General features: G+C 64.4%; 22 protein-coding genes, 1 tRNA gene and 1 pseudogene. 12 read left to right on the top strand and 12 right to left on the bottom strand.

All coding sequences use genetic code 11. The features are described 5' to 3' along the window. Positions 1 to 54 precede the first annotated feature (54 nt). A complete protein-coding gene (locus GDR53_RS10045) occupies positions 55 to 408 on the top strand; it encodes a hypothetical protein (protein WP_193334386.1) in 354 nt (117 codons plus the stop codon). 247 nt (positions 409 to 655) lie between these two features. Here GDR53_RS10045 and GDR53_RS10040 read toward each other — a convergent pair whose 3' ends face one another. Genes GDR53_RS10040 through GDR53_RS10025 form a run of 4 tightly spaced genes read right to left on the bottom strand, consistent with a single transcriptional unit; the run spans position 656 to position 4,250 of the window. After that, the gene (locus GDR53_RS10040) at positions 656 to 1,144 is read right to left on the bottom strand and encodes a chemotaxis protein CheW (protein ID WP_193334385.1); all 489 of its coding nucleotides are present in this window, start codon (positions 1,142 to 1,144) and stop codon (positions 656 to 658) included. Positions 1,145 to 1,200: 56 nt separating this feature from the next. Beyond that, positions 1,201 to 3,561, bottom strand: coding sequence for a chemotaxis protein CheA (locus GDR53_RS10035; protein ID WP_193334384.1), 2,361 nt, complete (start codon positions 3,559 to 3,561; stop codon positions 1,201 to 1,203). Between the two features lie 33 nt (positions 3,562 to 3,594). Then, the gene (locus GDR53_RS10030; protein WP_193334383.1) at positions 3,595 to 3,963 is read right to left on the bottom strand and encodes a response regulator; all 369 of its coding nucleotides are present in this window, start codon (positions 3,961 to 3,963) and stop codon (positions 3,595 to 3,597) included. Beyond that, entirely contained in the window at positions 3,960 to 4,250 is a 291-nt protein-coding gene (locus tag GDR53_RS10025; RefSeq protein WP_193334382.1) for an STAS domain-containing protein, read from the bottom strand. Before GDR53_RS10025 ends, GDR53_RS10030 begins: the two co-directional genes overlap by 4 nt. 238 nt (positions 4,251 to 4,488) lie before the next feature. On the opposite strand from GDR53_RS10025, the gene GDR53_RS10020 reads away from it, so the two are divergent. From GDR53_RS10020 to GDR53_RS10010, 3 genes are all read left to right on the top strand, one after another. Continuing rightward, positions 4,489 to 5,805 (top strand): NAD(P)H-dependent oxidoreductase, encoded by a 1,317-nt coding sequence (locus tag GDR53_RS10020; RefSeq protein ID WP_193334381.1) that lies wholly within the window; start codon positions 4,489 to 4,491, stop codon positions 5,803 to 5,805. A 130-nt stretch (positions 5,806 to 5,935) separates the two neighbouring features. Beyond that, entirely contained in the window at positions 5,936 to 6,742 is an 807-nt protein-coding gene (locus GDR53_RS10015) for a siderophore-interacting protein (RefSeq protein ID WP_193334380.1), read from the top strand. 107 nt (positions 6,743 to 6,849) lie between these two features. Continuing rightward, positions 6,850 to 7,212, top strand: a complete 363-nt coding sequence (locus GDR53_RS10010; protein WP_193334379.1) for a DUF1304 domain-containing protein — start codon at positions 6,850 to 6,852, stop codon at positions 7,210 to 7,212. Between the two features lie 137 nt (positions 7,213 to 7,349). On the opposite strand, the gene GDR53_RS10005 is transcribed toward GDR53_RS10010, so the two are convergent. Further along, complete coding sequence (locus GDR53_RS10005) at positions 7,350 to 8,762, bottom strand: M20/M25/M40 family metallo-hydrolase (protein ID WP_193334378.1); 1,413 nt, start codon at positions 8,760 to 8,762, stop codon at positions 7,350 to 7,352. A 146-nt stretch (positions 8,763 to 8,908) separates the two neighbouring features. Here GDR53_RS10005 and GDR53_RS10000 point away from each other — a divergent pair, with 146 nt between their 5' ends. Next, a complete protein-coding gene (locus tag GDR53_RS10000; RefSeq protein ID WP_193334377.1) occupies positions 8,909 to 9,688 on the top strand; it encodes a FadR/GntR family transcriptional regulator in 780 nt (259 codons plus the stop codon). Between the two features lie 33 nt (positions 9,689 to 9,721). On the opposite strand, the gene GDR53_RS09995 is transcribed toward GDR53_RS10000, so the two are convergent. Then, positions 9,722 to 12,829 (bottom strand): alpha-mannosidase, encoded by a 3,108-nt coding sequence (locus GDR53_RS09995; RefSeq protein ID WP_193334376.1) that lies wholly within the window; start codon positions 12,827 to 12,829, stop codon positions 9,722 to 9,724. Between the two features lie 265 nt (positions 12,830 to 13,094). Here GDR53_RS09995 and GDR53_RS09990 point away from each other — a divergent pair, with 265 nt between their 5' ends. Next, positions 13,095 to 13,481, top strand: coding sequence for a response regulator (locus GDR53_RS09990; protein WP_193334375.1), 387 nt, complete (start codon positions 13,095 to 13,097; stop codon positions 13,479 to 13,481). Between the two features lie 36 nt (positions 13,482 to 13,517). Here GDR53_RS09990 and GDR53_RS09985 read toward each other — a convergent pair. The 4 genes from GDR53_RS09985 to GDR53_RS09970 all read right to left on the bottom strand — a co-directional run bounded on the left by GDR53_RS09985 (position 13,518) and on the right by GDR53_RS09970 (position 16,546). Continuing rightward, positions 13,518 to 13,593 (bottom strand) — tRNA-Ala (locus tag GDR53_RS09985). A gap of 65 nt (positions 13,594 to 13,658) precedes the next feature. Further along, the gene (locus tag GDR53_RS09980; protein WP_193334374.1) at positions 13,659 to 14,663 is read right to left on the bottom strand and encodes a Gfo/Idh/MocA family protein; all 1,005 of its coding nucleotides are present in this window, start codon (positions 14,661 to 14,663) and stop codon (positions 13,659 to 13,661) included. Positions 14,664 to 14,711: 48 nt separating this feature from the next. After that, on the bottom strand, positions 14,712 to 15,626 hold the full coding sequence (locus GDR53_RS09975) for a carbohydrate kinase family protein (RefSeq protein WP_193334373.1): 915 nt from the start codon (positions 15,624 to 15,626) through the stop codon (positions 14,712 to 14,714). Then, positions 15,623 to 16,546: a pseudouridine-5'-phosphate glycosidase gene (locus GDR53_RS09970; protein ID WP_193334372.1), complete on the bottom strand. Its 924-nt coding sequence runs from the start codon at positions 16,544 to 16,546 to the stop codon at positions 15,623 to 15,625. Before GDR53_RS09970 ends, GDR53_RS09975 begins: the two co-directional genes overlap by 4 nt. A gap of 434 nt (positions 16,547 to 16,980) precedes the next feature. Between GDR53_RS09970 and GDR53_RS09965 the strand changes: the two genes are divergently transcribed. The 6 genes from GDR53_RS09965 to GDR53_RS09940 all read left to right on the top strand — a co-directional run bounded on the left by GDR53_RS09965 (position 16,981) and on the right by GDR53_RS09940 (position 22,454). Further along, entirely contained in the window at positions 16,981 to 18,072 is a 1,092-nt protein-coding gene (locus tag GDR53_RS09965; RefSeq protein WP_193334371.1) for a polyamine ABC transporter substrate-binding protein, read from the top strand. A 56-nt stretch (positions 18,073 to 18,128) separates the two neighbouring features. Continuing rightward, entirely contained in the window at positions 18,129 to 19,277 is a 1,149-nt protein-coding gene (locus tag GDR53_RS09960) for an ABC transporter ATP-binding protein (protein WP_193334370.1), read from the top strand. Next, positions 19,274 to 20,233 carry an ABC transporter permease subunit gene (locus GDR53_RS09955; RefSeq protein ID WP_193334369.1) on the top strand — a complete coding sequence of 320 codons (960 nt, stop codon included), beginning with the start codon at positions 19,274 to 19,276 and terminating at the stop codon, positions 20,231 to 20,233. The genes GDR53_RS09960 and GDR53_RS09955 overlap by 4 nt, the downstream gene beginning before the upstream one ends. Before the next feature lies 1 nt (position 20,234). Beyond that, a complete protein-coding gene (locus tag GDR53_RS09950; RefSeq protein ID WP_193334368.1) occupies positions 20,235 to 21,044 on the top strand; it encodes an ABC transporter permease subunit in 810 nt (269 codons plus the stop codon). A 322-nt stretch (positions 21,045 to 21,366) separates the two neighbouring features. Then, the gene (gene purU / locus GDR53_RS09945) at positions 21,367 to 22,221 is read left to right on the top strand and encodes a formyltetrahydrofolate deformylase (RefSeq protein WP_193334367.1); all 855 of its coding nucleotides are present in this window, start codon (positions 21,367 to 21,369) and stop codon (positions 22,219 to 22,221) included. A gap of 38 nt (positions 22,222 to 22,259) precedes the next feature. Further along, the gene (locus GDR53_RS09940; protein ID WP_193334366.1) at positions 22,260 to 22,454 is read left to right on the top strand and encodes a hypothetical protein; all 195 of its coding nucleotides are present in this window, start codon (positions 22,260 to 22,262) and stop codon (positions 22,452 to 22,454) included. Positions 22,455 to 22,466: 12 nt separating this feature from the next. Here GDR53_RS09940 and GDR53_RS09935 read toward each other — a convergent pair whose 3' ends face one another. Beyond that, entirely contained in the window at positions 22,467 to 22,895 is a 429-nt protein-coding gene (locus GDR53_RS09935) for an RrF2 family transcriptional regulator (RefSeq protein WP_193334365.1), read from the bottom strand. Positions 22,896 to 23,565: 670 nt separating this feature from the next. Further along, a pseudogene (locus GDR53_RS09930) lies at positions 23,566 to 25,392 on the bottom strand (cation:proton antiporter domain-containing protein); the annotation flags it as partial. Positions 25,393 to 25,637: the final 245 nt, after the last annotated feature.

Raw genomic sequence — 25,637 nt, 5'->3', positions numbered from 1 at the left:
ACTACTTTAGGAATGTCGCGTTACCTTGGGCGCTCAGGGCTGGGGTTGGATTATATGTCACTGCATAGACTGGCAAGAGAACTCGATGAGACCGCGCGCCAATCGGCTGCCATGGTCGAAGGGTTCACCGAGGCCCTCGACATCCTCTCCGATGGCAAGCTCAACAAGGACCCCTCGGTCCGCGATGCGATCATGATGATCATCACCGCTCTGCAGGGACAGGACCGGATCGAGCAACGCTGCCACAACATGGCCTTGGCGACACGGCAATTTGCCCTGCTGCCCACGGCAGCGCCCGAAAGCGTTTATGACGAGATCTGGTCAAGCCTGTCGCTCGACGAGCTGCGCGTTTCCTCGATGTCCGGCATTGCCGCGCTGCAGAACCACGGCGACGCCGAACTGTTCTAGTCGGCCCATCCCGGGCTGACGCCGCCTCCCCATCGCTGTGGCCTGCTCACAAGGGCTTCGGCCCGCCGCCGCTTCACGCCCGGGCGCTTTTCCAGGCCATTTTCCAGTCCCTTTCCAGGCCGCCCCGACAGCCCCGGGCCCCGCCTTGCCGCGGCCCGCGCACTAGTGGCGCCTGTTTCCGCCCAGCAGACAAAGAAAAAGGGCGCTTGCGGCGCCCTTCTTGCAGAACTGTTCCTGGACTGGCGAACTAGCCGTCCAGCTTGGCGCCGCTGACCACGGCATGCAGGTCGATAAGGCCGACCATGCGGCTGTCATGGGTGACAATTCCGTTGAGCAGTTCGGTATCGACCGAATTGCCTTCGGGGACATTGTGAATGTCGTCGCGCGACACCGTCAGGATGTCGCTGACCGCATCGACCAGGATGCCGACCCATTTGTCGCCAACGCTCATCACCACCACGACGTGGTTCTTGGTGGGCGAGGTCGGGCCGTCGCCAAAGCGGGCGCGCAGATCAAAGATCGGCACGATCGTGCCGCGCAGATTGATCACCCCGCGCACGAATTCGCGCGTATTGGGCAGCGGCGTTGCACCATTCCAGGCGCGGATTTCCCGCACCGTGGTGATCTCCACACCATAGGTCTGTTCGCCGATCGAGAAAGCGATCAACTGCAGAGAATTTTGGGCGGCGATCGCGGACTTGTCGCCCATCTCGTCGCGCATACCGAGCGCTTCCATTCAACTTTGCCTTTCTGTCGCCTGTTCTGGACGACCTACGCTTTTACAAACAGCCCTTAGGCTGCATTCTTACGGATGACCGCTGACTTCAGACCCTGCACGTCAACGATCAGCGCAACATTGCCATCGCCCAGGATCGTGCCGCCAGCGACACCTTCAACGCTCTGGAAGTTTTCTTCCAGCGACTTGATCACCACCTGCTGCTGGCCGATGATATCATCGACCACGAGCGCCACCTTGTGGCTGCCCTCGGCCTCGCACAGCACCACGAAGCGGTTTTCCTGCGGCGTATCGGCAACCAGCTCGAAGCGTTCGACCAGATCGATGACCTGCACATATTCGCCGCGCACCTGCAGCACCTGGCCACCGCTCGGCACCCGCTCGAAGCTGGCGCGCGAACACTGGATGGTTTCCACGATCGAGGACAGCGGCACCACATAGGGGCTGCCGCCGACCTTGACCAGCATGACATCGAGCACCGCCAGGGTGAGCGGCAGGCGCAGCGTCATGCGCGTTCCCTTGCCGGTCCAGGAGCGGACATGCACCGAGCCGCCGATCTTCTTGATATTGGAGAGCACCACGTCCATGCCGACGCCACGGCCGGACAGATCGCTGACTTCGCTGGCGGTCGAGAAGCCAGGCGCAAAGATCAGCTGGTCGATCTGCTCTTCGGTCGGATTGACGTCGGGCGCCACAATGCCCTTGTCGCGGGCCACCTGCAGCACGCGTTCGCGGTTGATGCCGGCGCCATCGTCTTCCACGATGATCAGGATATTGCCGCCCGCCTGTTCGGCCGACAGGCGAATGGTGCCGGTTTCGTTCTTGCCGCGGCCAGCCCGCACTTCGGGCGTTTCGATGCCGTGATCGGCCGAGTTGCGGATCATGTGCGTCAGCGGATCGCTGAGCTGCTCGATCACCGTCTTGTCGATTTCGGTATTCTCGCCGATGGTCTCGAGCTTGATTTTCTTTTCGGTCTTGGTGGCCAGCTCGCGCACCAGGCGCGGCATGCGCGAGAACACCGACTTGACCGGTTGCGCGCGGATCGCCATCACCGAATCCTGCAGGCCGCGCGTGGTCTGGGCCAGCACTTCGAGGCCGCGCACCAGTTCGGTATAGCGCACGCGCAGGGTCTCATCCATCTGCTGGGTCAGCATCGACTGGGTAATGACCAGCTCGCCCACCATGTTGACCACGCGGTCGACCTTGTCGAGATCGACACGGATCGACTGGACACCATTGCTCCGGCTACTGGTTTCTTCGCCTTCCGCCACTGGAGCGGCGGCCAGGGCCACCGGCTTGGGTGGCGCGGCCTTGACCACGGGGGTCGGCGCAATCGAGGCAGCCAGTTCGGCAAAGCTCATGGCCGGTGGCTCTTCAAAGCTGTCCTGGGCGGTCGCGGCCAGTGTGGGCATCGGCGCCGTTTCGGTCGAAAGGTCGCCGAGCCCGGCCACCTCGTCATCGGCCAGAGCCAGCAGATCGTCGCTGTCATTGGCCGGAACCAGGACCGGACCGGCCGCATCGCTGCCGACATCCAGCGCGGCGCTCGCGCCCAGCTGCGTCACGACAATGTCGCAGTCGCCATCGACGAATTCGAAGACTTCGCGGATCATCGCCTCGTTCAGTGTTGGCGAGATCAGGGTGATTTCCCAGCTGCAATAGACGGCAAAGGGTTCAAAGTCGGCCAGGGCCGGCAGGTCATCGGTCAATACCGCCCGCACATGCATCTCGCCCAGAACGGCCAGTTCGCGGAACAGCAGCAGGGGATCATTGGCCCGTGCATAGAGCGCACGGTGCGGCGTGAACTTGACTTCCCAGTGCCCGGCTTCGATCTGCAGCGGCGCGGCGGCAAAGGCATCGGCAGCCGGCGCATCACCGGCAGCCACTGCGCTCAGTGCCAGATCGGCGTCGAGGGCCATGGACATGTCGCCAGCAACATCGTCCGCAGCGCCACCCAGGTTCACCATGACCGGCACGAACTCGATGTCGAACTCTTCGACATGTTCGCCGCCGATATCATCGTCTTCGCCCTTGTCGCCGCGGGCCAGCGCATCGAAGCGGTTCTTTTCTTCCATGCCGTAATCGGCCGCCAGCGCTTCGCCCGTCTGGGCGGCATTGACGTGATCGGCAATGATGTCATTGGCCCGGATGCACAGCACCACGACGTCATCGGTGAGCTCGACGCGGCCATCGCGGACATAGTCCAGCAGGGTCTCATAGGCATGGGCAAAGCCCACCATGGCGGTGAAGCCGAAGGCGCCCGCGCCACCCTTGATGGAGTGAATGGCCCGGAATACCGCGTTCAGCCTGTCGGCATCACGCTCGCCGGCCTCGATCGCCGCGAACTGTTCCTCCAGCTCATTGAGCAGCTCGGAACACTCGTCGAAATAGGTGGCTTTGAAATCGTCGAGATCGCTCATGCCGGAATATCCAACCCTTTTGGGCGCTTGCTATCAGTGGACCACACGATGGATGACGGAGATCAGCTTTTCCGGATCGAATGGTTTGACGATCCAGCCGGTACCCCCGGCAGCCTTGCCCTGATCCCGCTTGTCCTGCGAGGTTTCGGTGGTGAGAATGAGAATTGGCAAGCTCTGGTGATTGCCCGTGGCCCGCACATTCTTGATGAATTCGATGCCATCCATGACCGGCATGTTGATGTCGGTGATGACCACATCCACGGTCTGGGTCTTGAGCACATCGAGCCCCTGCTGGCCGTCCTGGGCCTGCAGCACCTCGAATCCGGCATTGCTCAGCGTGTGGTGCAGCATGGCCAGGATAGTCCTCGAATCGTCTACGGTAAGAACCCGCAAAGTCGTCATCCTCTCATCATTCCTGAAAACTGAGCACCAAGGCCCAGACGCTCAATCGCGCTGGTCAAGGCCGCGCTCGGCTGTTCGATAGCAAATTCGAATTGGTTGCGCCGCGCGGTTTCAGCTGCACTCATCAGCATGAACAGCGCATTGGTGCTGACACGCTCGACAGCGCCGGCAGCAAGGGTGACAGGACCCTCTTCGACCGCATCGAGCAGCCCGTCCCTGATCCCGTCCAGCGAATCAAGGTCGATTACCGCCGGTAAAGCGATAGACTTGTCGGCCGTCTTGCTCATGTCTTCAGCCCGCCCCGAGAGGTACTCCAGACGCCAGTTTCCACTGGAACGGTTTAAGAAGTGCTAAAGTCTAGTCGCCAGACTGCCCAAGACACTGTTATTTCGCGGCTTCGCACCATAAAATTCCACCGATAAATTTATTCTGGTCGCGTCCTGCTCCCTATTCGCCTGTGGTTTCTCTTGCCTTGGCTGCGGGCGGAAGGGTAACGCAGTGCCAGCAGTCGAGATCGGATCCCCCATGACCAACCCCATCGCCCTCACTGGCCTGGCGCGCGAACTTGCCGCCCGCGCCGAATCCGGCAAGCCGATCCGGGTGGGCGTCATCGGTTCAGGCGAAATGGGCACCGATCTGGTGACCCAGATGAGCCTGATGACCGGCATCGAGATGGCCGCCATTGCCACCCGCCGTCCGCAGACGGCGCTGGATGCCATGACCATTGCCTATGGCGACCACGCCATGGGCCGCACCGCCGATACGCCAGCCCAGGCCACGGCGGCCATTGCCGCTGGCAAGATCGCCATCACCTCCGCCGAAACCCTGGTCACCACGCCCAATATCGATGTCGTCATCGACGCCACCGGCAAGCCGGGCGTTGCCGCCGACTATGACTTGCTGGCCATGGAACACGGCAAGCATCTGGTGATGATGAATGTCGAGGCCGATGTCACCATCGGTCCTTATCTCAAGGCGCAGGCCGATCGGCTGGGCGTGATCTATTCGGTGGGCGCCGGCGACGAGCCCAGCTCCTGCATGGAACTGATTGAATTCGTTACCGCTTTGGGCCTGCCCATCATTGCCGCCGGCAAGGGCAAGAACAATCCACTCAAGCATGATGCCGTGCCTGACGACTATCGCGAAGAGGCGCTGCGGCGGAACATGAACCCGCGCATGCTGGTCGAGTTCGTCGATGGCTCCAAGACCATGGTGGAAATGGCGGCCATCGCCAATGCCACCGGCCTCGTGCCCGATGTCCCCGGCATGCACGGCCCCAATACCGACCGCGACAACATGGCCAAGGTACTGATTCCAAAGGAAGATGGCGGCATTCTCAACGGCAGGGGCGTGGTCGATTTTACCGTCGGCAAGGGCGTTGCCCCCGGCGTCTTCGTCATCGTCAAACCCGAGCACAAGCGCATCATCGAGCGCATGGACGATCTGCATATCGGCCACGGGCCCTACTATGCCTTCTTCCGTCCCTATCATCTGACAAGCCTTGAAGTCCCGCTGACCTGTGCCCGCATCATGCTGCACGGTAAGCCCGACATGGTGCCCCTGCCCAGCCCTGTCGCGGAAGTCTGCGCCGTCGCCAAGCGCGACCTCAAGCCGGGCGAAACCTTTGATGCCATTGGTGAAACCTGCTATCGCAGCTTTACCATGACCATCGGCGACAGCCGCGCCGCCAAGGCGGTGCCGGTCGGCCTGCTCGAGGGCGGCAAGGTCACGGCGGCGGTCAAGAAGGGGCAATTGCTGACCACGGCCAATAGCCAGCCGGACACCACGACACGGCTTTTCGCCCTGCGCCAGGCCCAGGACCGCATGCTGGGTCTGCTCTAGCAGTCCCTTCGATCTCGCCTCACCGATTGGGCCAATCGGTTAGCAGACTGTTAGCATCGAGCGCGCCTGACGCCTTGAATCTGTCACGCCAACCGCGTAAATCCTGATATAAATAATCAGGATAGTGACCATGGACGTGCTTGCCGATCCCCGGGCGCCGCAGCGCCTTCGCCATGAAACCCGCATGCGCCTGCTCGAAGTGACCGGCGTCACCACGCTGACGCCGCGCATGCGCCGCATTCACCTCAAGGGCGACATGGCCGGCTTTGCCGCGCCGGGCCATGCCGATCACATCAAGGTCTTCTTCTTTCCGCCCGGCGTCGCGCCCCGCGCCGTGCCGATCGGCCCCGATGGCGCGCAATTCGCCCCCGGCGAACGGCCGCAGATGCGCGATTATACCCCGCGCGCCTATGACGTGGACAAGGGCACGCTCGACCTCGATTTCGTGCTGCATGGCGACGGCCCGGCCGCGACTTGGGCCGCACAGGCGGCCATCGGCCAGACCCTGGTCATCGGCGGCCCGCGCGGCTCGCTGATCGTCCCAATGAATTTTGACTGGTATCTGCTGGCCGGCGACGAAACCGCCATCCCGGCTCTGGCCCGCCGCATGGCCGAACTGCCGGCAGGCGCCCGCGTGCTCGCGGTGATCGAGGTCGACAACCTCTCCGAACACCAGCCCTTTGCCGGCGCTGCCGATGTCGCGCTCACCTATGTCTATCGCAATGGCGCCGCCGCCGGCACGGGCAGCCGCATTCTCGACCGGATCCGGACCATGCGCTTCCCCACCGGCACCGCCTATGCCTATGTTGCCGGCGAGGCCGCCATGAGCAGAGCCGTGCGCGCGCATCTCACCGAGGCGCGCGGCTTCAACCCCGACTATGTCCGGGCCGCCGGCTACTGGCAGCGTGGCATGGCGGACGCCCAGCAGGACCATTAGCGGCAGGCTTGCCCGAACCGGGTGCGGCGTGACATGGAACGGGACCATCCCCGCGCTACCAATCCGGTCGGCGCCTGCCCGGAAAGGCCCTCGCCATGAGCCAGGTCATGAGTATCCTCGCAACCACGCTGGTGGCGCTGATCGCGCTGCTGCATGTTTATATCATGGTCCTCGAAATGTTCCTCTGGACCACGCCGCGCGCGCTCAAGGCCTTCGGCCTGACGCCCGAATTTGCGGCTGAGACCAAGGTCCTGGCCGCCAATCAGGGGCTCTATAACGGCTTTCTCGCCGCCGGCCTGATCTGGAGCCTCGTCTACCCCGTGCCCGGCTTCGCCTGGCAGCTGGCCATGTTCTTTCTGGCCTGCATCGCCGTGGCTGGCATTTTTGGCGCTGTGACGTCCAGCCGCCGCATCCTCTTCATCCAGACCGTGCCGGCCGTGCTGGCCATGCTGGCGCTGATGTTTGTGTGAGGCGCCTTATGCGTCCATTCACCGCCGTCACCCTCGGGCTTGACCCGAGGGGACTGCACTGACGGAAGACGCTGCAAGTGCAAAGCCCTCGGGTCAGGCCCGAGGGTGACGATCGTGGGTGGGGCCGTCCGTGCTGCCTAGCCCGCCAGCGACGCCAGCACCCGCACCCAGGAGCGGATGCCGCGGTGATAGCTGGCCAAGTCATATTTCTCGTTGGGGCTGTGGATCGCGTCGTCGATCTGGGCAAAGCCGATCAGCAGCGTGTCGAGCCCCAGAATGCGCTTGAAGTCGCCGGCCACCGGGATCGAGCCGCCCGAGCCGGTGATCACCGCCGGCTTGCCCCATTCATTGCTGAGGCCGGTCAGGGCCCGCTTGAGATGGGTGCCGTCGCTGGGCACCGTAATGGCGGGCGAGCCGCCATGGGCGGTAAAGCGCACCGAACAGTCGGCGGGGATCATCGCCTCGACATGGGCCCGGAAGGCGGCGCGGATCTTGACCGGATCCATGTTCGAGACCAGCCGGAAGCTGATCTTGGCGCTGGCCTTGGCCGGAATGACCGTCTTGAAGCCGTCCCCGGTATAGCCGCCGATCATGCCGTTGATTTCGCAGGTCGGCCGCGCCCAGAGCATTTCGAGCACGCTGCGGCCCTTCTCGCCGGCCGGCACCGACAGGCCCGCTTCGCCGAGAAAATCCGCGTCGTCAAAGCCCAGGCCCGCCCACTGCGCCTTGATCTCGGGGCTGACCTCGGCGACGTCGTCGTAAAAGCCGGGCAGCGTCACGCTGCCATCGGGCGCCCGCAGGCTGGCAATGATCTCGGCCAAGAGCTGGTTGGGATTGCGCGCCGCATTGCCGAACATGCCCGAATGCAGGTCCTTGTCGGCGCAGGTGATTTCCACCTCTTCGGCCACCATGCCGCGCAGCATGGTGGTGATCGAGGGCGTTTCCCGGTCCCACATGTCGGTGTCGCAGACCAGCGCGATATCGGCCGCACCCAAAGCGACCTTGTTGGCCTCCATGAAGGGCGGCAGGTTCTTGCCGCCGCTTTCTTCCTCGCCTTCGAGCATCAGCGACACCTTGACCGGCAGCGATCCCGTCACCGCCTGCCAGGCGCGGCAGGCCTCGATGAAGGTCAGCATCTGGCCCTTGTCGTCCGAGGCGCCGCGCGCCACGATGATCTGGCGGCCAGCCGCATCCTGCTTGAGCACAGGCTCGAAGGGATCGGAGTGCCAGAGGTTGAGCGGATCGACCGGCTGCACGTCATAATGGGCGTAGAACAGCACATGTGGGCCGGCTTGTTCGGGCCCCTTGGCCCAGACCACCGGATGGCCCGGCGTGGCATGCGCCGTCGCGTCAAAGCCGATGCCCTGGAGCTCGCCCACGATCCAGTCGGCGGCGCGCTGGCACTCTGCCTTGTAGGCCGGGTCGGTCGAGATGGATTTGATGCGCAGCAGCGCATAGAGACGTTCAAGGCTCTGGTCGAGCCCGGCATCGACATGGTTCAGCACCGCGTCAATCTGGTCGGTCTTGGGATCGCTCTTTGGCTCGTTCATGGGGGCAAACTCCTGTTGCCGCTACCCTTGGCCGAGCCCGTCTTGCCTGTCCACCCCCTGCCCATCTGCCCGGCGCGCGCCATTTCATATTGTAACACTATTGACCCCATGCTTAGGTCAATACCCCTATTGGGAGAGGATCCTGGATGACGCCGCACACCGCCCGACACCGCACTTCGGGCGACCTGATCGCTTCGATTGCCGGTCGCGTCCCCACGCGCAACCTGCATTCCCAGGTGCTCTGGCTGCTCGGCGTTGCCATTGTCGGCGGGGATTATCCCGAGGGGAGCATCCTGCCCGCCGATGCCGAACTGCTGCAGCGCTTCGGCGTATCGCGCACCGTGCTGCGCGAGGCCCTCAAGACCCTGGCCGCCAAGGGCATGATCGAAGCCCGGGCCCGCATCGGCACCCGCGTGCTGCCGCGGCGCCGCTGGAACCTGTTCGATGCCGACGTGCTGTCCTGGCACTTCGAGACCGGGCCGGATGTCGACTTCCTGGCCAGCCTGTCGGAAATCCGTATCGGCGTCGAACTGGAATCGGCGGCTCTCGCCGCGACCCGCCGCAGCGACGACCAGGCCCAGGCCCTGATCGCCTGCGCCCAGCGCATGGGCGAAGCCACGAGTGCCGAGGAATTCGCCCGCACCGACCTTGAGTTTCACCGCACCGTGGCCGAGGCCTCGGGCAATCCCTTCATGGCCTCAATCAGCACGCTGGTCGAGCTGGCATTGACGGCTGCCTTCACCATCAGCTCGCCCATCAAGGACCCCGCCGCCATGAGTGCCACGGTCAAGGCGCATGGCCGCATCGCCGAGGCCATCGCTGCCGGCGATGCCGACGAGGCCCGCATGGCGATGAAGGCCGTGATCACCGTCGGCCTCGACCGCCAGCTCAAGCGCCTGGCCGACGACCAGGCCGCAAGCGCCTGAAAATAGCCGCCGGCATTGCCGGCGGCTTGAGCTTTACGACCCGATACGGGCGCTGATCAGCTGGAACGGCCGCAACTGGTCGAGCCGCCCGTCGTCCTGCGCCCGTTCGAGGCCATCGACCGGACTGGCTTTGCGGCCGTCCGGCAAGGTCAGGGCAAAGCCCCCGCGTCGCCCGGCGCTTTCCGACAGGCGCAGCACATGGCCCTGGCCATCTTCGGCCGGCTTGAGCGCATGCAGCCGCATGCTCTGACCCTGCCAGCCGATGGGCGCGAAGGCATAGGCCTGGGCCGCGTCGGCAAGCACGAAGCGCAGCGGATCGACCACGAGATCGGCTTCCGCCTGCACGTCATCGCTCCACCAGCGCCCGTCATGGGGCAGCAGCGCATAGGTGAAGTGATGCGCTCCCTCATCGGCCAGCATGTCGGGATACATCGGCCCGCGCACGAGGCTGATCGTGAGCACATTGCCCTTGGCGGAAAAGCCATATTTGTCGGATGACAGGATCGCCGCGCCCCAGTCGGTTTCCGACAGGCTGACAAACCGGTGCCCGCAGGCCTCGAACTGCGCCTGCTGCCAGGTCGTATTGTTATGCGTGGCGCGGCCGGTAATGCCGATGGCCTGGTCGAACTGCGCCTCATTGGCCAGCACGGTCAGATCAAAGGCCGCCCGCACATAGGTGCGCCGGTCATGCCAGTCGATGTCGGTGACAAAGTCGATGCGCGGGCTGTTGGCCCATAGCCGCAGGCGCTGGGTAATGGTGCTGGCGCTGAGCTTGCGCACAATGGTGATCTCGCCCAGATGCGGGCCTTGGGCGGTGACGGTGAGGCTGTCGAGTGCAGTCAGCTCCTCGCCCCCCAGGGCAAAGCTCGATTCGATGTCCCAGGCGTCATAGGTGCGCGGCAGCTCGTTGCGATAGACCATCAGCTTGTTGGCGGCGCCGCCTGCTGCGACCAGTTCGCGGCCGCAGCGCTTGTCAAAGACGCTGACCAGACGGCCCGAGGCGTCCAGCGTGGCACGCACGAAGGCGTTTTCGAGCAGGCTGGTCGTTGCCGTCACCTGGCCCGGCGCACTGGCCGCGACAAAGGACACCGACAACGGCGCCAAATCCTGGTCGATACAGGCGACAAAGTCGCCATCGACTGCCTGAGCCCCGAGGCCTTCCGGCAGCGGCGTGGCCGAGACCAGCTGGAACTGGCGCTTGGCCGTGCCGGAAATATTGGCGACGGCAAGCCCCTGCCGCAGCGTGCCCTCGCCCCGTTGGGCGGCAGCAATATCGCCCAGGCTCTTTTGGGCAATGGCTTCGGCCTTGGCCACCACGCCTTCGAGTTCGGCCTCGGTCTGCTCATAGACTTCGCGAATCGAGCTGCCCGGCAGGATGTCGTGGAACTGGTTGCGCAGCGTCAGCACCCAGTCCTCTTCGAGATCCGTCGGCGTGCCATCGGCGCCGGCCATGCCGGCCAGGGCCTCGAGCGCCTCGGCCGCGACGAGACCGAATTCGGCCCGCCGATTAAGCTGCTTGGTGCGCGCCTGGGTGGTCAGGGTCGCGCGGTGATATTCGAGATACATTTCCCCGCTCCAGCGCGGCAGAATGCTCTCATCCAGCTCGCCACGGATGGTGTCGAGATGGTTCTGGATATTGCCGTGCTCGACATGGGGAATGGCCGGCATCAGGTTGATGATGGGCATAGTAGCGATCTGCTCGGGATCGGGCCCGCCGCCGCCATCGCCCCAGCCATAACTGGCGATCACCGTATCGGTGAGATCCTTGGCCTTGTGATTGCCCCAGACTTCGGACAGCGCCCCGGGCGTCATCCACATATTATAGCCTTCGCTCTTATAGGCATCATAGGTATGGGTGAGCACTTCCGAGCCATCATTGCCGGCCCAGACGAAGAGGTTTTCCGGCAGCGGATTGGTCTCGTTCCACGTCACCTTGATGGTGACCAGGGCATCGATGCCGGCATGGCGCATAATCTGCGGCATGGCGCCAGTGAACCCAAAGGTGTCGGGCAGCCAGGCGGTGCGGCTGATATCGCCGAAATAGCGCTGGAAATCCTGCTGGCCGATGAGGAACTGGCGCAGGAAGGCCTCGGCCGAGGGCATATTGGTGTCGCATTCGATCAGCATGCCGCCGATCGGCTCCCACTGCCCGTCGGCTACCCGGGCCTGGATCGCCTTGAGCAAAGCCGGGTCTTCCTCTTCGATATGGCGATACATCATCGAGGAGGACTGAGCGAACTTGAACTCGGGATGGCTGCGCATCAGCGCTTCCACATTGGAAAAGGTGCGCACGATCTTGCGCACGGTTTCCGGCTGCGGCCATAGCCAGGCATAATCGATATGGGCATGGCCGGTGATCAGCACCTTGCCCTGCTTGGGATAGGCCTTGCGCAAGGTGGCCAGCCCGTCATCGAACACGGCCAGGGCCGCGTCCACCGATTCAAGGGCCGAAGCCGGCACCGCGGCGGGGATATCGGTGGGCTCGAAGCTGCGCTCCCAGATACGGCGCGCCCATCCCTGGTCGGCCAGCCGCGGCCCTACCTCGGCCGTGGCCGTGGGCAGGCGCAGTTGCACCATGGCGATCTCGACCACTTCGCACAGCGCCCGCGCCAGCTCCGGATCGGTCGCATGCTCGCTGGCATTGCGCGCCACGTCGATGCGCTGCCGCAGCGCCCTGATGGCCGGATGGAAGGCCAGGATCTCGGCCTTGACCAGCCGGGGATCGCGCTGGGGAATGCCGAACAGTGTCCGCGCCGCCACTTCGGCCACGATATGGAAGGGCTGCTCGGGCACGACCTCAAAGCGCGGATGATAGGGATTGGCACCGAAGGCCTCGATGCGGTTGCCCTGCGCATCGAGGAGGCGCACCAGGGCCTCGCCGCCGAAATCGAGCCGCAGCTCGATCACGCTGCCCTGGGGCGCCTGGATCAGTTCGGTCGTGCGGAAGGTGTGGATGCCGATCCGGTTGTCCCAGGCCTCGCCGACGCTGATCGACCGCGGCGCGGCATCGGGCGCCGCTACCGTCCAGCCGGTAATGGGGAAATGCTGCTGCACCTCCCAGGCGGTCAGCTCGTCGGCCCACGCGCCCAGGCGCTGCTGCAACTGCACGAGGGTGCGCTGGCGATCACGATGTGCACGCAAATATGCTCTCCCGGAAATCCTGATAGGGTCTCAGCCGGCGCACCACCGCGCCGCTCGCCGACTTCACTACGCCATTGCAACGTTATTATGAAGTGCAAACCCGCATCCAGCGACCCATTCTGCGCAGATTCCTGTCGCCATCGGCTGCGTCATGAAAGCCGGCCTCTCCGCACCCGGTGGCGGTTAGGCCGGGGTTCCCCCAGCCGTGCCAGCCAATTAGCGCGGCGGGGCGGAACCCCGGCGCGCCCTGCCCCATTCCTCTGCCATGAACAGCACCGCCCTGCCTGCGCCGCGCCCCGCCTTCCTGATCGTTGACGACGAGCCTCTGGCGCGCATGGAACTGGCGGAACGAGTGCGCGATTGCGGCTTTGACGTGATCGAGGCGGGCAACACGGCCGATGCCCTGGCGTTGCTCGATGCGCGGGGCGAGACCTTTGCGGGCCTCGTCACCGACATCAACATGCCGGGCAATCGCAGCGGCGTCGTGCTGGCCAACCATGTCCGCTTCATCTGGCCCCATATCGTCATCATCATCGTCTCGGCCGCGCGCACGCCGATGCAGGGCGAACTCCCCGAACACGTGGCCTTTCTCAGCAAGCCCGTCGACCCCGACGCGCTGCGCGCCGCCATAAGCGCGTCTCCGGCCGGGTAAGGGCCAGACCATGAAAATTGTCGCTTGATCGATGGCTGGTGGAGCTGAGCGGGATCGAACCGCTGACCTCGTCATTGCGAACGACGCGCTCTCCCAACTGAGCTACAGCCCCATGCCGAGACCGATGATAGGAGAAAGATCGCGCGCCGGGCAAGAGCCAATGCGGGGCCGGACTGGCTAGACGCGAGCCCAGCCGCCGCTCTTTTCGCTGGCAAAGATCGCGTCGATAACCTTCATGCTGGCAATGGCGTCCTCGATGCCCCAGGGCAGGCTGGATTGGCCCAGCACGGCCAAGGCAAAGGCTTCGGCCTGTTCGGCATATTGATCGACCGCCGGCAGGATTTCCCGCCGCGCCAGCGAGCCGTCAAACGGCGCGCCGGTATCCACGGTAATGGCGGTGCGCTCATCGGCGGGGGCGTTGAAGGGAATGATCACCTCGAGCTTGCCCTTGCTGCCAAAGACCTGCACGCGCTGATGCGGCACGGTCTGGGTCGAGCAGGTAAAGCTCAGCTGCCGCCCGCCGCCGAAATCGGCCAGCACGCTGGCCAGCCTATCGGTGCCGAAGGCCGGATCGCGTTCGACCAGCGACACCACGCGCAAAGGTTCGCTCTCGAACAGATAGCGCGCCGCGGTGATCGGGTAGCAGCCGATATCCATGATGCCGCCGCCGCCGATATCGGCCTGGTTGCGCACATTGGCCGGGTCGGCATTGAAATAGGTAAAGACCGCATTGATCGAGCGGATTTCGCCCAGCTCGCCCGAGCGCACGATCTCGCGGGCGCGCGCCCATTGGGGATGAAAGCGGATCATGAAGGCTTCCAGCACCAGCCGGTCAGGCGGGCAGGCACGCAGCGCCTGCGCATCGGCGGCGCTCAGCGCCATCGGCTTTTCGCACAGCACATGCTTGCCCGCCTTGGCGGCGGCCACGGTCATGGGCACATGCAGATGATTGGGGAGGGGATTGTAGATGGCGTCGATGTCCGGATCGGCAAACAGCTCTTCATAGGAGCCATAGGCCTTGGCAATGCCCAGCGTGTCGGCTGCCGCCTGGGCCTTGCCCAGGTCGCGCGAGGCGATCGCCACCACCTCGGAATGCGCCGACTTCTGGATGCCGGGAATGACCTTCTGCAGGCCGATATTGGCCGTGGACAGAATGCCCCACCGTACTTTTTTGCCGCTCATGTCATGCCTCCCTGTTGCGCAAGGCTTAGCGGCGCCGCTGCCGCTTGGCTAGCCTGCCGGCGCTGTCGGCCCGCCATCTTCCTGCGGCTGGCCGCCAATGACCTGCACGGCCCTGGCGCCGGCGGCAATGCCCGCTTTCATGGCGGCGGCCTCGTCCTGGCCATCAAGAAAGGCGGCGATAAAGCCGGCGGCAAAGGCATCGCCCGCCCCGGTGGAATCGCGCATGATGACGCTGGGCGCGGGCAGGTCGAGGCGTATCCCGTCGCTTCCGCCCAATACGGCGCCCAGCCGGCCCCGCTTGACGATGACATTGGCAAAGCATGTCCCCAGCGCCCGCACCTGGTCCTCGAGCCCGGCCGCGCCGGTCAGCAGTTCGGCCTCCTCGGCATTGGCAAAGATCCAGTCGGCGCCCGCCGTCCAGTCGAGAAATTGGCGCGGGCCGATATCGGTGAGAAAGCCGGTTGAGGCCGGGTCGATTGCGATGGCGACGCCACGCGCCTTGGCACGCGCCAGCAGCCCCAGCACCGCGGCGCGGGGCCCGGGGGCAAAGAGGCTATAGCCCGACACCATGACGAGGCTCACCCCATCGAGCAGGCTCTCGTTCAGGTCGGCCGCGCACAGGTTGAGATTGGCGCCGCGATCGGTGAGAAAGCTGCGCTCGCCATCGGGATCGACCAGCGTGACCAGCACACCCGAGGGCTGCTCGCTGTCGCCCGCCAGCATCGGCATCACGCCGCGGCCGCGGAAATAATTCTCATACATGCTGCGGTCGGCGGCGCCGACCCGGGCGGCAAACCACACATCGGCATCCATGGCCCCCAGCCAGACGGCTTGGTTGGCACCCGATCCGCCTGGTCGACTGCGCACGCTGGCGCGCCGGTCACTGCCCTTGATGATCGGCCCGTCGGGAATGACGATGACATCGGTCATCACATCCCCGACCACCAGCACCCTGCCACTCATGCGGCGCGGGCTGCCAGTGCCACCGCGATCTGGGCGGCGACCATGGCGTTGTTTTCCACCAGGGCAATATTGGCGACCAGCGACTTGCCGCCGGTCAGCTCGAAAATGCGGTTGAGCAGGAACGGCGTCAGCGCCTTGCGCGACACACCCTCGGCCTCGGCTCCGGCAATGGCTTCGGCAATGCGCGCCTCGATGGCGGCCGGGTCGAGTTCGTCGGCTACCGGAATTGGATTGGCCACCAATACGCCGCCCATGCCCAAAGCGATCTGATTGGCGATCACGGCTGCGATATCGGCGACATCGTCAAAGCGGTGATCGACCGGAAAGCCGCTCTGGCGCGCCCAGAAAGCGGGGAACTCGTCGGTGCCGAAGCCCAGCACCGGCACGCCATTGGTTTCGAGCACTTCGAGCGTCTTGGCGATATCGAGGATCGACTTGGCCCCGGCACAGACCACTGCCACCGGCGTGCGGCTCAACTCCTGGAGGTCCGCGGAAATGTCGAAGGTCGTCTCGGCGCCGCGATGCACCCCGCCAATGCCGCCGGTGGCGAACACCTTGATGCCGGCCAGAGCCGCGATCTGCATGGTGGTGGCCACCGTGGTGCCGGCGATCGCGCCCTTGACCAGGAGCGCACTGACATCGCGTCGGCTGGCCTTGGCCGCCGAGCCGCCGGCCAGCGCCAGCCGCTGCAGATCATCGCCCGAGACGCCGACACAGAACTTGCCGTCCATGATGGCGATGGTGGCGGGCACGGCGCCATGCTGGCGGACGACCGCCTCGACGTTCTTGGCCATTTCGAGGTTCTGCGGATAGGGCATGCCATGGGTGATGATGGTCGATTCCAGCGCCACCACCGGCGCACCAGCGTCAAGCGCCTGCTGCACATCGGGGCTGATCGAAAGATAGGCCGTAGCGGTCATGAGGTCTTCCTGAAGGATCGAAAAGCGGGCCATATCGACCCTGTTGGCGCGGGTTTTGCGCCTTGTTGTCGCACAGCGTCAACCCCCCGCCGATACCGCATCCAAATCCCTTGTCCGCCCGGCAATTTCACTTTACGCTTTGCCCATACTCCAATGCAGAGAGGGCACTGCACTGAACACGTTTCCGGTTGATCTCGCCACCGCCGCAGATCGCTATGCGCCCCGTAACGGGGCCGGTTCAGTAAAGTTGCCGGGCGCCGCGGCGCGCAGGGTTTCTGCAATCCACAACCATCAGATTGGCCGTAAGCCGGGCCTGGAAAGCTAAGCGCCGGCCGCAGCGGCGGCTGTCCCGGCAGGGGCAGCATCACGACAATAGCTGCACAAGGTGCAGCGCCCCCAAAACCAAGAACCACGCGAACAGGAGCTCCCGTTACATGAACCAAAAGCTTGTCCTCGCCCTCGGCGCTCTCCTGGTGGCCAGCCCAGCGCTGGCTCAGGAAGAACCCGTGCTCAACGTCTATAACTGGTCCGATTATATCGCCGAAGACACCATTGCCAATTTCGAGGCCGCTACCGGCATCAAGGTGAACTACGACGTCTATGACAATAACGAGATCGTTGATGCCAAGCTGCTGGCCGGCAGCTCGGGCTATGACATTGTCGTGCCCTCGGGCAATTTCCTCGAGCGCCAGATCCAGGCCGGCCTGATCCTGCCGCTCGACAAGGCCAAGCTGACCAATCTGGGCAATCTCGACCCTGCCGTGATGGCCACCGCCGCCAACCAGGACCCCGACAACGCCCACGCCGTGCCCTATATGATCAACACCATCGGCTATGGCTACAATGTCGCCAAGGTCACCGAGATCCTGGGCGCCGATGCGCCCACCGACAGCTGGGACCTGATCTTCAAGCCCGAATTTGCCGAAAAGCTTTCCGCCTGCGGCATCAGCCTGCTCGACAGCCCCTCCGAAGTGGTCGGCATTGCGCTCAACTATCTCGGCCTCGACCCCAATTCGGAAGCCGAGGAAGACCTGCTCAAGGCCGAGGAACTGCTGACCTCGATCAAGCCCTTCATCCGCTACTTCAATTCGTCCCAGTATATCGATGACCTGGGCAATGGCGAAACCTGCGTGGCCCTGGGCTATTCGGGCGATATCTTCATCGCTGCCGATGCCGCTGCGGCTGCCGCGGCCGGCGTCGAAGTGCAGTATGTCATCTCCAAGGAAGGCGCCGCGACCCTGTTCGACTTCCTCGCCATCCCGGTTGACGCGCCGCACCCGGAAAATGCGCACAAGTTCATCAACTACATCCTCGAGCCCGAGGTCGTGGCCGCGATCACCAATTACGTGTTCTACGCCAACCCCAACCTGGCCGCGACCGAGTTCGTGGCCGATGAGGTCAAGTCCAATCCCGGCATCTATCCGCCGGCCGAGACCATCGCCAAGGCCTTCGTCATGGCGGCGCACAACCCCGAATTCGAGGAAGTGCTGACCCGCACCTGGACGCGCATCAAGACCGGCCAGTAAGCCCAATCCCAAAGGGGCGGCATGAGCCGCCCTTTCTGCCTCCCACAGGGTCCGACATGGTCAAAAAACCCCAGCTCGCCATCGATACCCGCCCCTGGCGCGATCCAGCGGCCAAGCCCTTTGTGCGCATCAGGAATGTCACCAAGAAATTCGGTGACATCTTCGCCGTGGCCGATGTGTCGCTCGATATCTACAAGAGCGAATTGTTCTGCCTTCTGGGTGGTTCGGGCTCGGGCAAGTCGACCCTGTTGCGCATGCTGGCCGGCTTTGAGGAGCCCACCTCTGGCAGCATCGAGATCGACGGCCAGGACATGACCCATGTCGCGCCCTATAACCGGCCCGTGAACATGATGTTCCAGTCCTATGCGCTGTTCCCGCATATGAATGTCGAGCAGAACATTGCCTATGGCCTCAAGCGCGACGGCCTGCCGCGCGGCGAGATCGCCGACCGCGTCGCCGAACTGCTGACCCTGGTCAAGCTGGCCGACTATGGCGCGCGCAAGCCGCACCAGCTCTCCGGCGGCCAGCGCCAGCGCGTCGCCCTGGCCCGCGCCTTGGCCAAGCGGCCGAAACTCTTGCTGCTCGACGAGCCGCTAGGCGCGCTCGACAAGAAGCTGCGCGAGGAAACCCAGTTCGAACTGGTCAAGATCCAGGAGACGCTTGGCGTCACCTTCATCGTCGTCACCCATGACCAGGAAGAGGCCATGAGTCTGGCCACCCGCATCGGGGTGATGAACCAGGGCGAGATCGCCATGATCGGCGAGCCCACCGACATCTATGAATTCCCCAATTCCAAATTCGTCGCCGGTTTTATCGGCTCGGTCAACATGGTCGAGGGCGTCGTCACCGAGGACGAGCCGGCCCATGTGCGCATCCGCTCCGAAGAACTGGGCTGCGATATCTATGTCGGCCATGGCGTCGACTGCGCCCCCGACCAGCGCCTGAGCTGGGCCATCCGGCCGGAAAAGCTCACCCTCAGCCGCGAGCGTCCCGCCGGCGTGCATGACGCCAATGTCACCGCCGGCACGGTCGAGGAGATCAGCTATCTGGGCGATGTCAGCGTCTACCAGGTGCTGCTGGCCAGCGGCAAACGCCTGCGTGTCACCCAGACCAACACCATGCGCGGCAATCCCGACGCCATCACCTGGGACGAACCGGTCTTCCTGACCTGGGGCCACAGCGCCGGCTCGGTGCTGACGGTATGAGCAGCTTCGACAGCCATTCTCCGCCGCCGCGTCCCCGGGTCTGGTCGGGCGTCGAGCGCGCTTTGGCCGCTGTCGGCATTTCCGGCAAGGCCCTGGTCATTGCCGCGCCGGCCATCTGGCTGGCGATATTCTTCCTCGTGCCGCTGGCCGTGGTCTTTTCCATCTCCCTGACCATGAAGCAGTTCGGCCGGCCGCCTTATACGCCGCTGCTGACCAATGAGGACGGCACGGTGCAGCTGACGCTGCATCTGAACAACTATCTGCGTCTGTTCACCGACAATCTTTATGTCGCCGCCTATCTGAGCTCGATCAAGATCGCCTTTATCTCGACCGTCGTCGCCCTCTGCATCGGCTATCCGATGGCCTATGCCATTGCCCGCGCCCCCGACCAGTGGCGCAATATCCTGCTCATGCTGGTCATCCTGCCGTTCTGGACCTCGTTCCTGCTGCGCGTCTATGCCCTTTCCGGCTTCATGCGCGGCAATGGCGTGATCAACCAGTTCCTGGGCCTCTTCGGCATTCCGCCCGTGGTGATGATGCAGACCGATTTCGCCGTCTATGTCGGCATCGTCTATACCTACCTGCCCTTCATGATCCTGCCGCTCTATACCAATCTGGTCAAACTCGACGGCGCCCTGCTCGAAGCGGCCGCCGACCTGGGCGCCCGCCCGGTGCGCAGCTTCCTCTCCATCACCCTGCCTTTGTCCATGCCCGGCATCATTGCCGGCTGCATGCTGGTCTTCATCCCGGCCATTGGCGAATTCGTCATTCCCGCCCTGCTCGGCGGCCCCTCGACGCTGATGATCGGCCGCGTGCTGTGGGACGAGTTCTTTGCCAATACCAACTGGCCGCGCGCCGCGGCCGTCGCCATTGCCATGCTGGTGGCCGTGGTCGTGCCCATCATGCTGCTGCAGCGCGCCCAGGATGCGATGCAGGACAAGGAACGGGGAGTCTGAGATGCGGCGCGGCTGGTTTCTTCCCGTAACGGCAAGCCTGGGATTTGCGTTTCTCTATGCGCCCATCATCTCGCTGGTGGTGTTCTCCTTCAACGAGAATAGCCTCGTGACCGTCTGGTCAGGCTTTTCCACCAAATGGTATGGCGCGCTGCTGGAGGATCCGCAGATCCTGAGCGCCGCCTGGCTCAGCGTCCAGGTGGCCTTTGTCAGCGCCAGCATTGCGCTGGTACTGGGCACGCTGTGTGCCGTGGCTTTGGTGCGCTTCCGCAAGTTCCGCGGCCGCACCCTGCTCGCCGGCACCGTTTCGGCCCCTTTAGTTATGCCCGATGTCATCACCGGCCTGTCGCTGCTGCTGCTTTTCGTGGCCATGGAAGCCACTTTGGGCTGGCCCGCCGGGCGCGGCCTGATGACCATCATCATCGCCCATTCCACCTTCTGCATGGCCTATGTCGTGGTTGTGGTGCAGTCGCGGCTGAGCGACATGGATATCAGCCTCGAAGAGGCCGCCATGGATCTGGGTGCCACCCCGGTACGGGTATTTTTCGACATCACCCTGCCCATCATCGCCCCGGCACTGATCTCGGGGTGGCTGCTGGCCTTTACCCTCTCGCTCGACGATCTGGTGATCGCCAGCTTCGTCTCCGGGCCCGGCTCGTCCACCCTGCCCATGGTGATCTTCTCCAAGGTCAAGCTGGGCGTCTCGCCCGACGTCAATGCCCTGGCCACCATCATCATCGGCATCGTCGCCCTGGGGGTCTTTGCCGCTACCGTGGTGCAATTGCGGTCGCGCCCGCGGCGCCCCGCTGCCTGATCGCCCCCGCGGGCGGGACAATTGCACCCGCCTGATTTCGTGAACGCCTGGCTCTGGACAGGTCGAAAAAATCAGCGCACCATCCTCGTCATGTTCAACCAACGTGAAGGAGGTGATCCAATGTCTTTTGAGGTTATGGTTCTCGAAGCAGGTCGTGGATTTAAGGTGACGGCTGGGAGTGATCTCGGCTAGCACCCACCTCCTCGGCTCTCGAGGCCGAAAAGTCTCAGGAAGGGCCGCCCATCAGGGTGGCCCTTTTTGCTTGCCTTGACGAATGCGCCCAAGCCATGGATACCGCTGCCAGATTTACCGGAGTGCCTTGATGTCCACGGCCAATTTCGTCTTGACCCTGTCCTGCGCCGATCGCCCGGGCATCGTTGCCGCCGTCACCACCGAACTGGCCGGGCTCAATGCCAATATCGCCGAATCCAACCAGTTCTGGGATCGCGAAACTGGCCGCTTCTTCATGCGCCTGGCCTTTGCCGCGCCGGCCGAGATCGCCCGCGACGCCATCGAGCGCGCGCTCAAATCTCCCATCGAGCGCTTTTCGATGAAGACCAGCCTGGTCGCCGAAAGCCAGCGCAAGCGCATCGTCATCCTGGTCTCCAAATTCGACCATACCCTGCTGCACCTGCTCTACCAGATTCGCGTCGGCTGGCTCGACGCCGATGTGGCGGCGGTGATTTCCAACCATCCCGACGCCCGGAAAGTCGCCGAAGATGCCGGCATTGCCTTCCACCTGCTGCCGGTGACCAAAGACACCAAGGCCGAGCAGGAAGCCCGCATTCTCGACATCGTCCACCAGACCGGCGCCGATCTCGTCGTGCTGGCGCGCTATATGCAGGTGCTCTCCGATACGCTGTCGACGCGGCTCTTCGGCCAGGTGATCAATATCCACCATTCCTTCCTGCCCAGCTTCAAGGGCGCCAAGCCCTATCACCAGGCCCATGAGCGTGGCGTCAAGCTGATCGGCGCCACGGCGCACTATGTGACGCCCGACCTCGACGAGGGCCCGATCATCGAGCAGGAAACCGCCCGCGTCACCCATGCCATGAGCGCCGAGGATCTGGTCGCTGCCGGCCGCGACATCGAAAGCCGCGTGCTGGCCCGCGCCGTCAAGCTGCACCTGGAAAACCGCGTCATGCTCAACGGCAAGAAGACCGTGGTCTTCGGCTGACCGCTGCGCTCCCCGACCCAAACCACCAGGAAACCACCATGCCCGCTGACAATATCACACTGATCGGCCTCGGCCTGGCCGGGCTGTTCATCGTCTGGCTGGTGTTTTCGCTGGTCAAGAAGGTCTTCGGCCTGGTGCTGCTGGCCGCCCTGGTCATCGGCGCCTATGTGCTGTGGAACAACCCGGCCATGCTGCAGAGCCTGCTCAATACCGTCACCGGCTTTTTCAGCTGAGGCCGACGCCAGCTAGACCGGCAGTTCTTCCAGCCGCAGGGAATCAGCCAGCGTGGTGCTGTCGAGCACGGCGCGCGTCGCCAGCGTCACCCGCTCGAAGACATGGCGAATTTCGCAGCTGGTTTCGTCCCGGCAATCCTCGCATTTGCGATAGGCGATCTTGGAGAGGCACGGCAGCGGCGCAATCGGCCCGTCGATCAGCCGCAGCACCTCGCCGAACATGATCTCCTCGGGTGCCTTGAGCAGCTCATAGCCGCCCGAGCGGCCGCGGCGGCTGCCGACAAGGCCCGCCCGCTTGAGCTCGAGCAGGATCTGCTCGAGGAACTTCTTGGGAATCGCCTGTTCCTTGGAGATCTCCCCGATCATCATGGTCTGGCCGCGCTCGGCGCGCGCCAGCGACACCAGGGCGCGCAAGGCATACTTGGCTTTCTGCGAGATCATCTCGGCCTCAGTTCTTCGGCTCGGGCACCACGGCGGGTGCCGCGCCCGGCGCCGGTCTGTCCGTCTTGGCCTCGGTATCAGTTGCAGCACTGTCGGACTCGACCGCAGGCTCTACCGGCCCGCCTTCGCTGATCTCGTCGGCCTTCTGTTCGGCCACCATCTCGGCCGCGGCGCTCGCCGTTTCGATCAGCGGCATCGCCGGCGGGGGTTCCAGAGTCACGACGATAGGGGCCTGTTCAGCCTCCGCGGCCGGCGGCGTATCGACCGCAGCCACCAACGCAACGGGCTCGGCGTCGACCGGCTCGGGTTTACCGTCCTCCACCGCAGTCTCGGCGGGGACAATCGCTACAAGCTCTGCCACCACGACTTCAGGCGCAAATGCCACCTCAGGCGCCGGCTCAGGCTCAGGGACAGGTGCCAAATCCGGCTGTTCCGGCGTCTCCAGAATTGGCGCCGAGCTGCCATCCAGCATGCGTTCGACAATCGCCGGCGCGGGTAATTCAATGACGTCATCCGCCGGCGCGGTTTCTGCCACCGCGACCAGCTCGGCCGTCACGCCGTTGGCTGGTATGACCCGGTCGGCCGTTTCATCAGTGCTGGCCACCGCTGCTGCCACCACGGCCGGCGCAATGCCGGCCTTGGCCAGCAGGTTCTCGCCCGGGGGCAGGCGCGGGCCGCTAGCTTCGGTTTCGCCGGCCTCCCCTTCCACCCGCTCGCCGCGCAGCCAGGCCAGCATGCCCATGCCGATTTCGCGTTCGCCCATGATCACCACATCGGCGCCCAACCGGCGCAGATGCTCTTCCTCCTCGGCCGAGTGCGCCCGCGCAATGATCCGCACCGAGGGGCTGAGCTTGCGCCCGACCTCGCAGATCGTCCCGGCTTCAAAGCCGTTGGGAATGGCGATCAGCAGGCATTTGGCCGCCGGCAGGTTGGCCAGCTTGAGCACATCGGCCTGGGCCGCATTGCCCAGCACCGTCTCGATGCCCAGCGCGCGGGCGGTCGCCACGAAGTGGTCGGTATCCTCGATCAGCACCACCGGCGCGCCGGCGTCGTGCAGGCCCTTGCCGACCACCTGCCCGACACGGCCAAAGCCGACCAGCACGGTATGGCCAGTCTGTTGCGAGGCCTCGACGCCGTCGTCTTCCGCGGATTCGGCCGCCTCGGCCACGCTGAGGCCGGCTGCATCGGCCGCCACACTGGCCTGCTCGACACCCGGCTCCACCCGCACATCCTCGCCGGCATGCCGACCGGCCTTGCGCTGGGCCGCCCTGGCCTCGAGCCCCGGCTTGGCCAGGTCGATGGCCCAGAACACCACCGGATTGAGCACGATGGATATCAGCGCCCCGGCCAGGATCAGGTCCTGCCCTTCGGGCGGCAGGATGGCCAGCGACACGCCCATGCTGGCCAGGATGAAGGAAAACTCGCCGATCTGCGCCAGCGATGCCGAAATGGTCAGCGCCGTGCCAACCGGTCGCTTGAACAGCAGCACAATGGCAAAGGCCGCCAGCGACTTGCCGATGACGATGATGAACACCGTCGCCAGCACCGGCAGCGGGTCGGTGATGATGATCGAGGGATCAAACAGCATGCCGACCGAGACAAAGAACAGCACGGCAAAGGCATCGCGCAGCGGCAGGGTTTCCTGCGCGGCGCGGTGCGACAGTTCGCTTTCAGAGAGAATCATGCCCGCAAAGAAGGCGCCCAGCGCCAGCGAGACGCCAAACAGCAATGCCGAGCCCAGCGCGACGCCCAGGGCAATGGCCAGCACGGCCAGCCGGAACAGCTCGCGACTGCCGGTATGGGCCGTGCCATGCAGCGCCCAGGGGATGACCCGCCGGCCCACCACCAGCATGAAGCCGACAAAGGCGGCGACCTTGAGCACGGTGAGGCCCAGAATGCCCCAGACACCGATCTCGATGCCCGCCAGCCGGGTCACGAAGGAAACGAAGGGATCGTGCACGCCGGTATTGCCGTTGAGGCTGGCAATGGCCGGAACCATGACCAGCGCCAGCACCATGGCAAGATCTTCCACGATCAGCCAGCCGACGGCGATGCGGCCACGCTCGGTCTCGATCAGGCGGCGCTCCTGCAGCGCCTTGAGCAGCACCACGGTGGAGGCCACCGACAAGGCCAGGCCAAACAACAGGCCGGCGCCGAGGCTCCAGCCCATCAGGCTCGCCAGCCCCAGGCCAAGCAGCGTCGCAAAGGCGATCTGGGCCAGCGCGCCAGGAATGGCCAGCGCCCGCACGCTCATCAGGTCCTTGAGCGAAAAGTGCAGCCCCACCCCGAACATCAGCAGGATCACGCCCAGTTCGGCCAGTTCGGCCCCCAGCGCCTGGTCGGCGACAAAGCCGGGCGTATAGGGACCAGCCAGGATACCGGCGAAAAGATAGCCGACCAGCGGCGGCATGCGCAGCCGATGGGCGATCATGCCAAAAATATAGGCCAGCACCAGACCCGCTACGATCGTCGTGATCAGGGGGATCTCGTGGTGCATGGCGTCTCCTGGAGGCTGTGTGATCCCGGCGCGGAAAGCAATCTCTAGCGCCAAGATGGAGTATGCGCCCACGATCCGCAAGCGCTTGTGCCCTCCCCCTAGCGAGCCAAGGAGGCGAATTTGCGCCCATGCCCGCACGGCGCGGTGCTGCCATGCAGTCAGGGCCGGGCGGTTGCGCATCGACGCCATGAAACCTTTGCGCCGGCATGGTATTGTAACCAGCAGAGGTCATCACCCGCGCCCGC

The sequence above is a fragment of the Devosia beringensis genome (assembly GCF_014926585.1).
Lineage (GTDB): Bacteria > Pseudomonadota > Alphaproteobacteria > Rhizobiales > Devosiaceae > Devosia > Devosia beringensis.
This window is presented reverse-complemented; position numbering and strand designations above follow the sequence as displayed.

What these genes read in the sequence shown, in the direction of transcription:
- GDR53_RS10045 (WP_193334386.1), top strand. Translation starts at nt 55, where the DNA reads ATGTCACTGCATAGACTGGCAAGAGAACTCGATGAGACCGCGCGCCAA.
- GDR53_RS10040 (WP_193334385.1), bottom strand. Translation starts at nt 1,144, where the DNA reads ATGGAAGCGCTCGGTATGCGCGACGAGATGGGCGACAAGTCCGCGATC.
- GDR53_RS10035 (WP_193334384.1), bottom strand. Translation starts at nt 3,561, where the DNA reads ATGAGCGATCTCGACGATTTCAAAGCCACCTATTTCGACGAGTGTTCC.
- GDR53_RS10030 (WP_193334383.1), bottom strand. Translation starts at nt 3,963, where the DNA reads ATGACGACTTTGCGGGTTCTTACCGTAGACGATTCGAGGACTATCCTG.
- GDR53_RS10025 (WP_193334382.1), bottom strand. Translation starts at nt 4,250, where the DNA reads ATGAGCAAGACGGCCGACAAGTCTATCGCTTTACCGGCGGTAATCGAC.
- GDR53_RS10020 (WP_193334381.1), top strand. Translation starts at nt 4,489, where the DNA reads ATGACCAACCCCATCGCCCTCACTGGCCTGGCGCGCGAACTTGCCGCC.
- GDR53_RS10015 (WP_193334380.1), top strand. Translation starts at nt 5,936, where the DNA reads ATGGACGTGCTTGCCGATCCCCGGGCGCCGCAGCGCCTTCGCCATGAA.
- GDR53_RS10010 (WP_193334379.1), top strand. Translation starts at nt 6,850, where the DNA reads ATGAGTATCCTCGCAACCACGCTGGTGGCGCTGATCGCGCTGCTGCAT.
- GDR53_RS10005 (WP_193334378.1), bottom strand. Translation starts at nt 8,762, where the DNA reads ATGAACGAGCCAAAGAGCGATCCCAAGACCGACCAGATTGACGCGGTG.
- GDR53_RS10000 (WP_193334377.1), top strand. Translation starts at nt 8,909, where the DNA reads ATGACGCCGCACACCGCCCGACACCGCACTTCGGGCGACCTGATCGCT.
- GDR53_RS09990 (WP_193334375.1), top strand. Translation starts at nt 13,095, where the DNA reads ATGAACAGCACCGCCCTGCCTGCGCCGCGCCCCGCCTTCCTGATCGTT.
- GDR53_RS09980 (WP_193334374.1), bottom strand. Translation starts at nt 14,663, where the DNA reads ATGAGCGGCAAAAAAGTACGGTGGGGCATTCTGTCCACGGCCAATATC.
- GDR53_RS09975 (WP_193334373.1), bottom strand. Translation starts at nt 15,626, where the DNA reads ATGAGTGGCAGGGTGCTGGTGGTCGGGGATGTGATGACCGATGTCATC.
- GDR53_RS09970 (WP_193334372.1), bottom strand. Translation starts at nt 16,546, where the DNA reads ATGACCGCTACGGCCTATCTTTCGATCAGCCCCGATGTGCAGCAGGCG.
- GDR53_RS09965 (WP_193334371.1), top strand. Translation starts at nt 16,981, where the DNA reads ATGAACCAAAAGCTTGTCCTCGCCCTCGGCGCTCTCCTGGTGGCCAGC.
- GDR53_RS09960 (WP_193334370.1), top strand. Translation starts at nt 18,129, where the DNA reads ATGGTCAAAAAACCCCAGCTCGCCATCGATACCCGCCCCTGGCGCGAT.
- GDR53_RS09955 (WP_193334369.1), top strand. Translation starts at nt 19,274, where the DNA reads ATGAGCAGCTTCGACAGCCATTCTCCGCCGCCGCGTCCCCGGGTCTGG.
- GDR53_RS09950 (WP_193334368.1), top strand. Translation starts at nt 20,235, where the DNA reads ATGCGGCGCGGCTGGTTTCTTCCCGTAACGGCAAGCCTGGGATTTGCG.
- purU (WP_193334367.1), top strand. Translation starts at nt 21,367, where the DNA reads ATGTCCACGGCCAATTTCGTCTTGACCCTGTCCTGCGCCGATCGCCCG.
- GDR53_RS09940 (WP_193334366.1), top strand. Translation starts at nt 22,260, where the DNA reads ATGCCCGCTGACAATATCACACTGATCGGCCTCGGCCTGGCCGGGCTG.
- GDR53_RS09935 (WP_193334365.1), bottom strand. Translation starts at nt 22,895, where the DNA reads ATGATCTCGCAGAAAGCCAAGTATGCCTTGCGCGCCCTGGTGTCGCTG.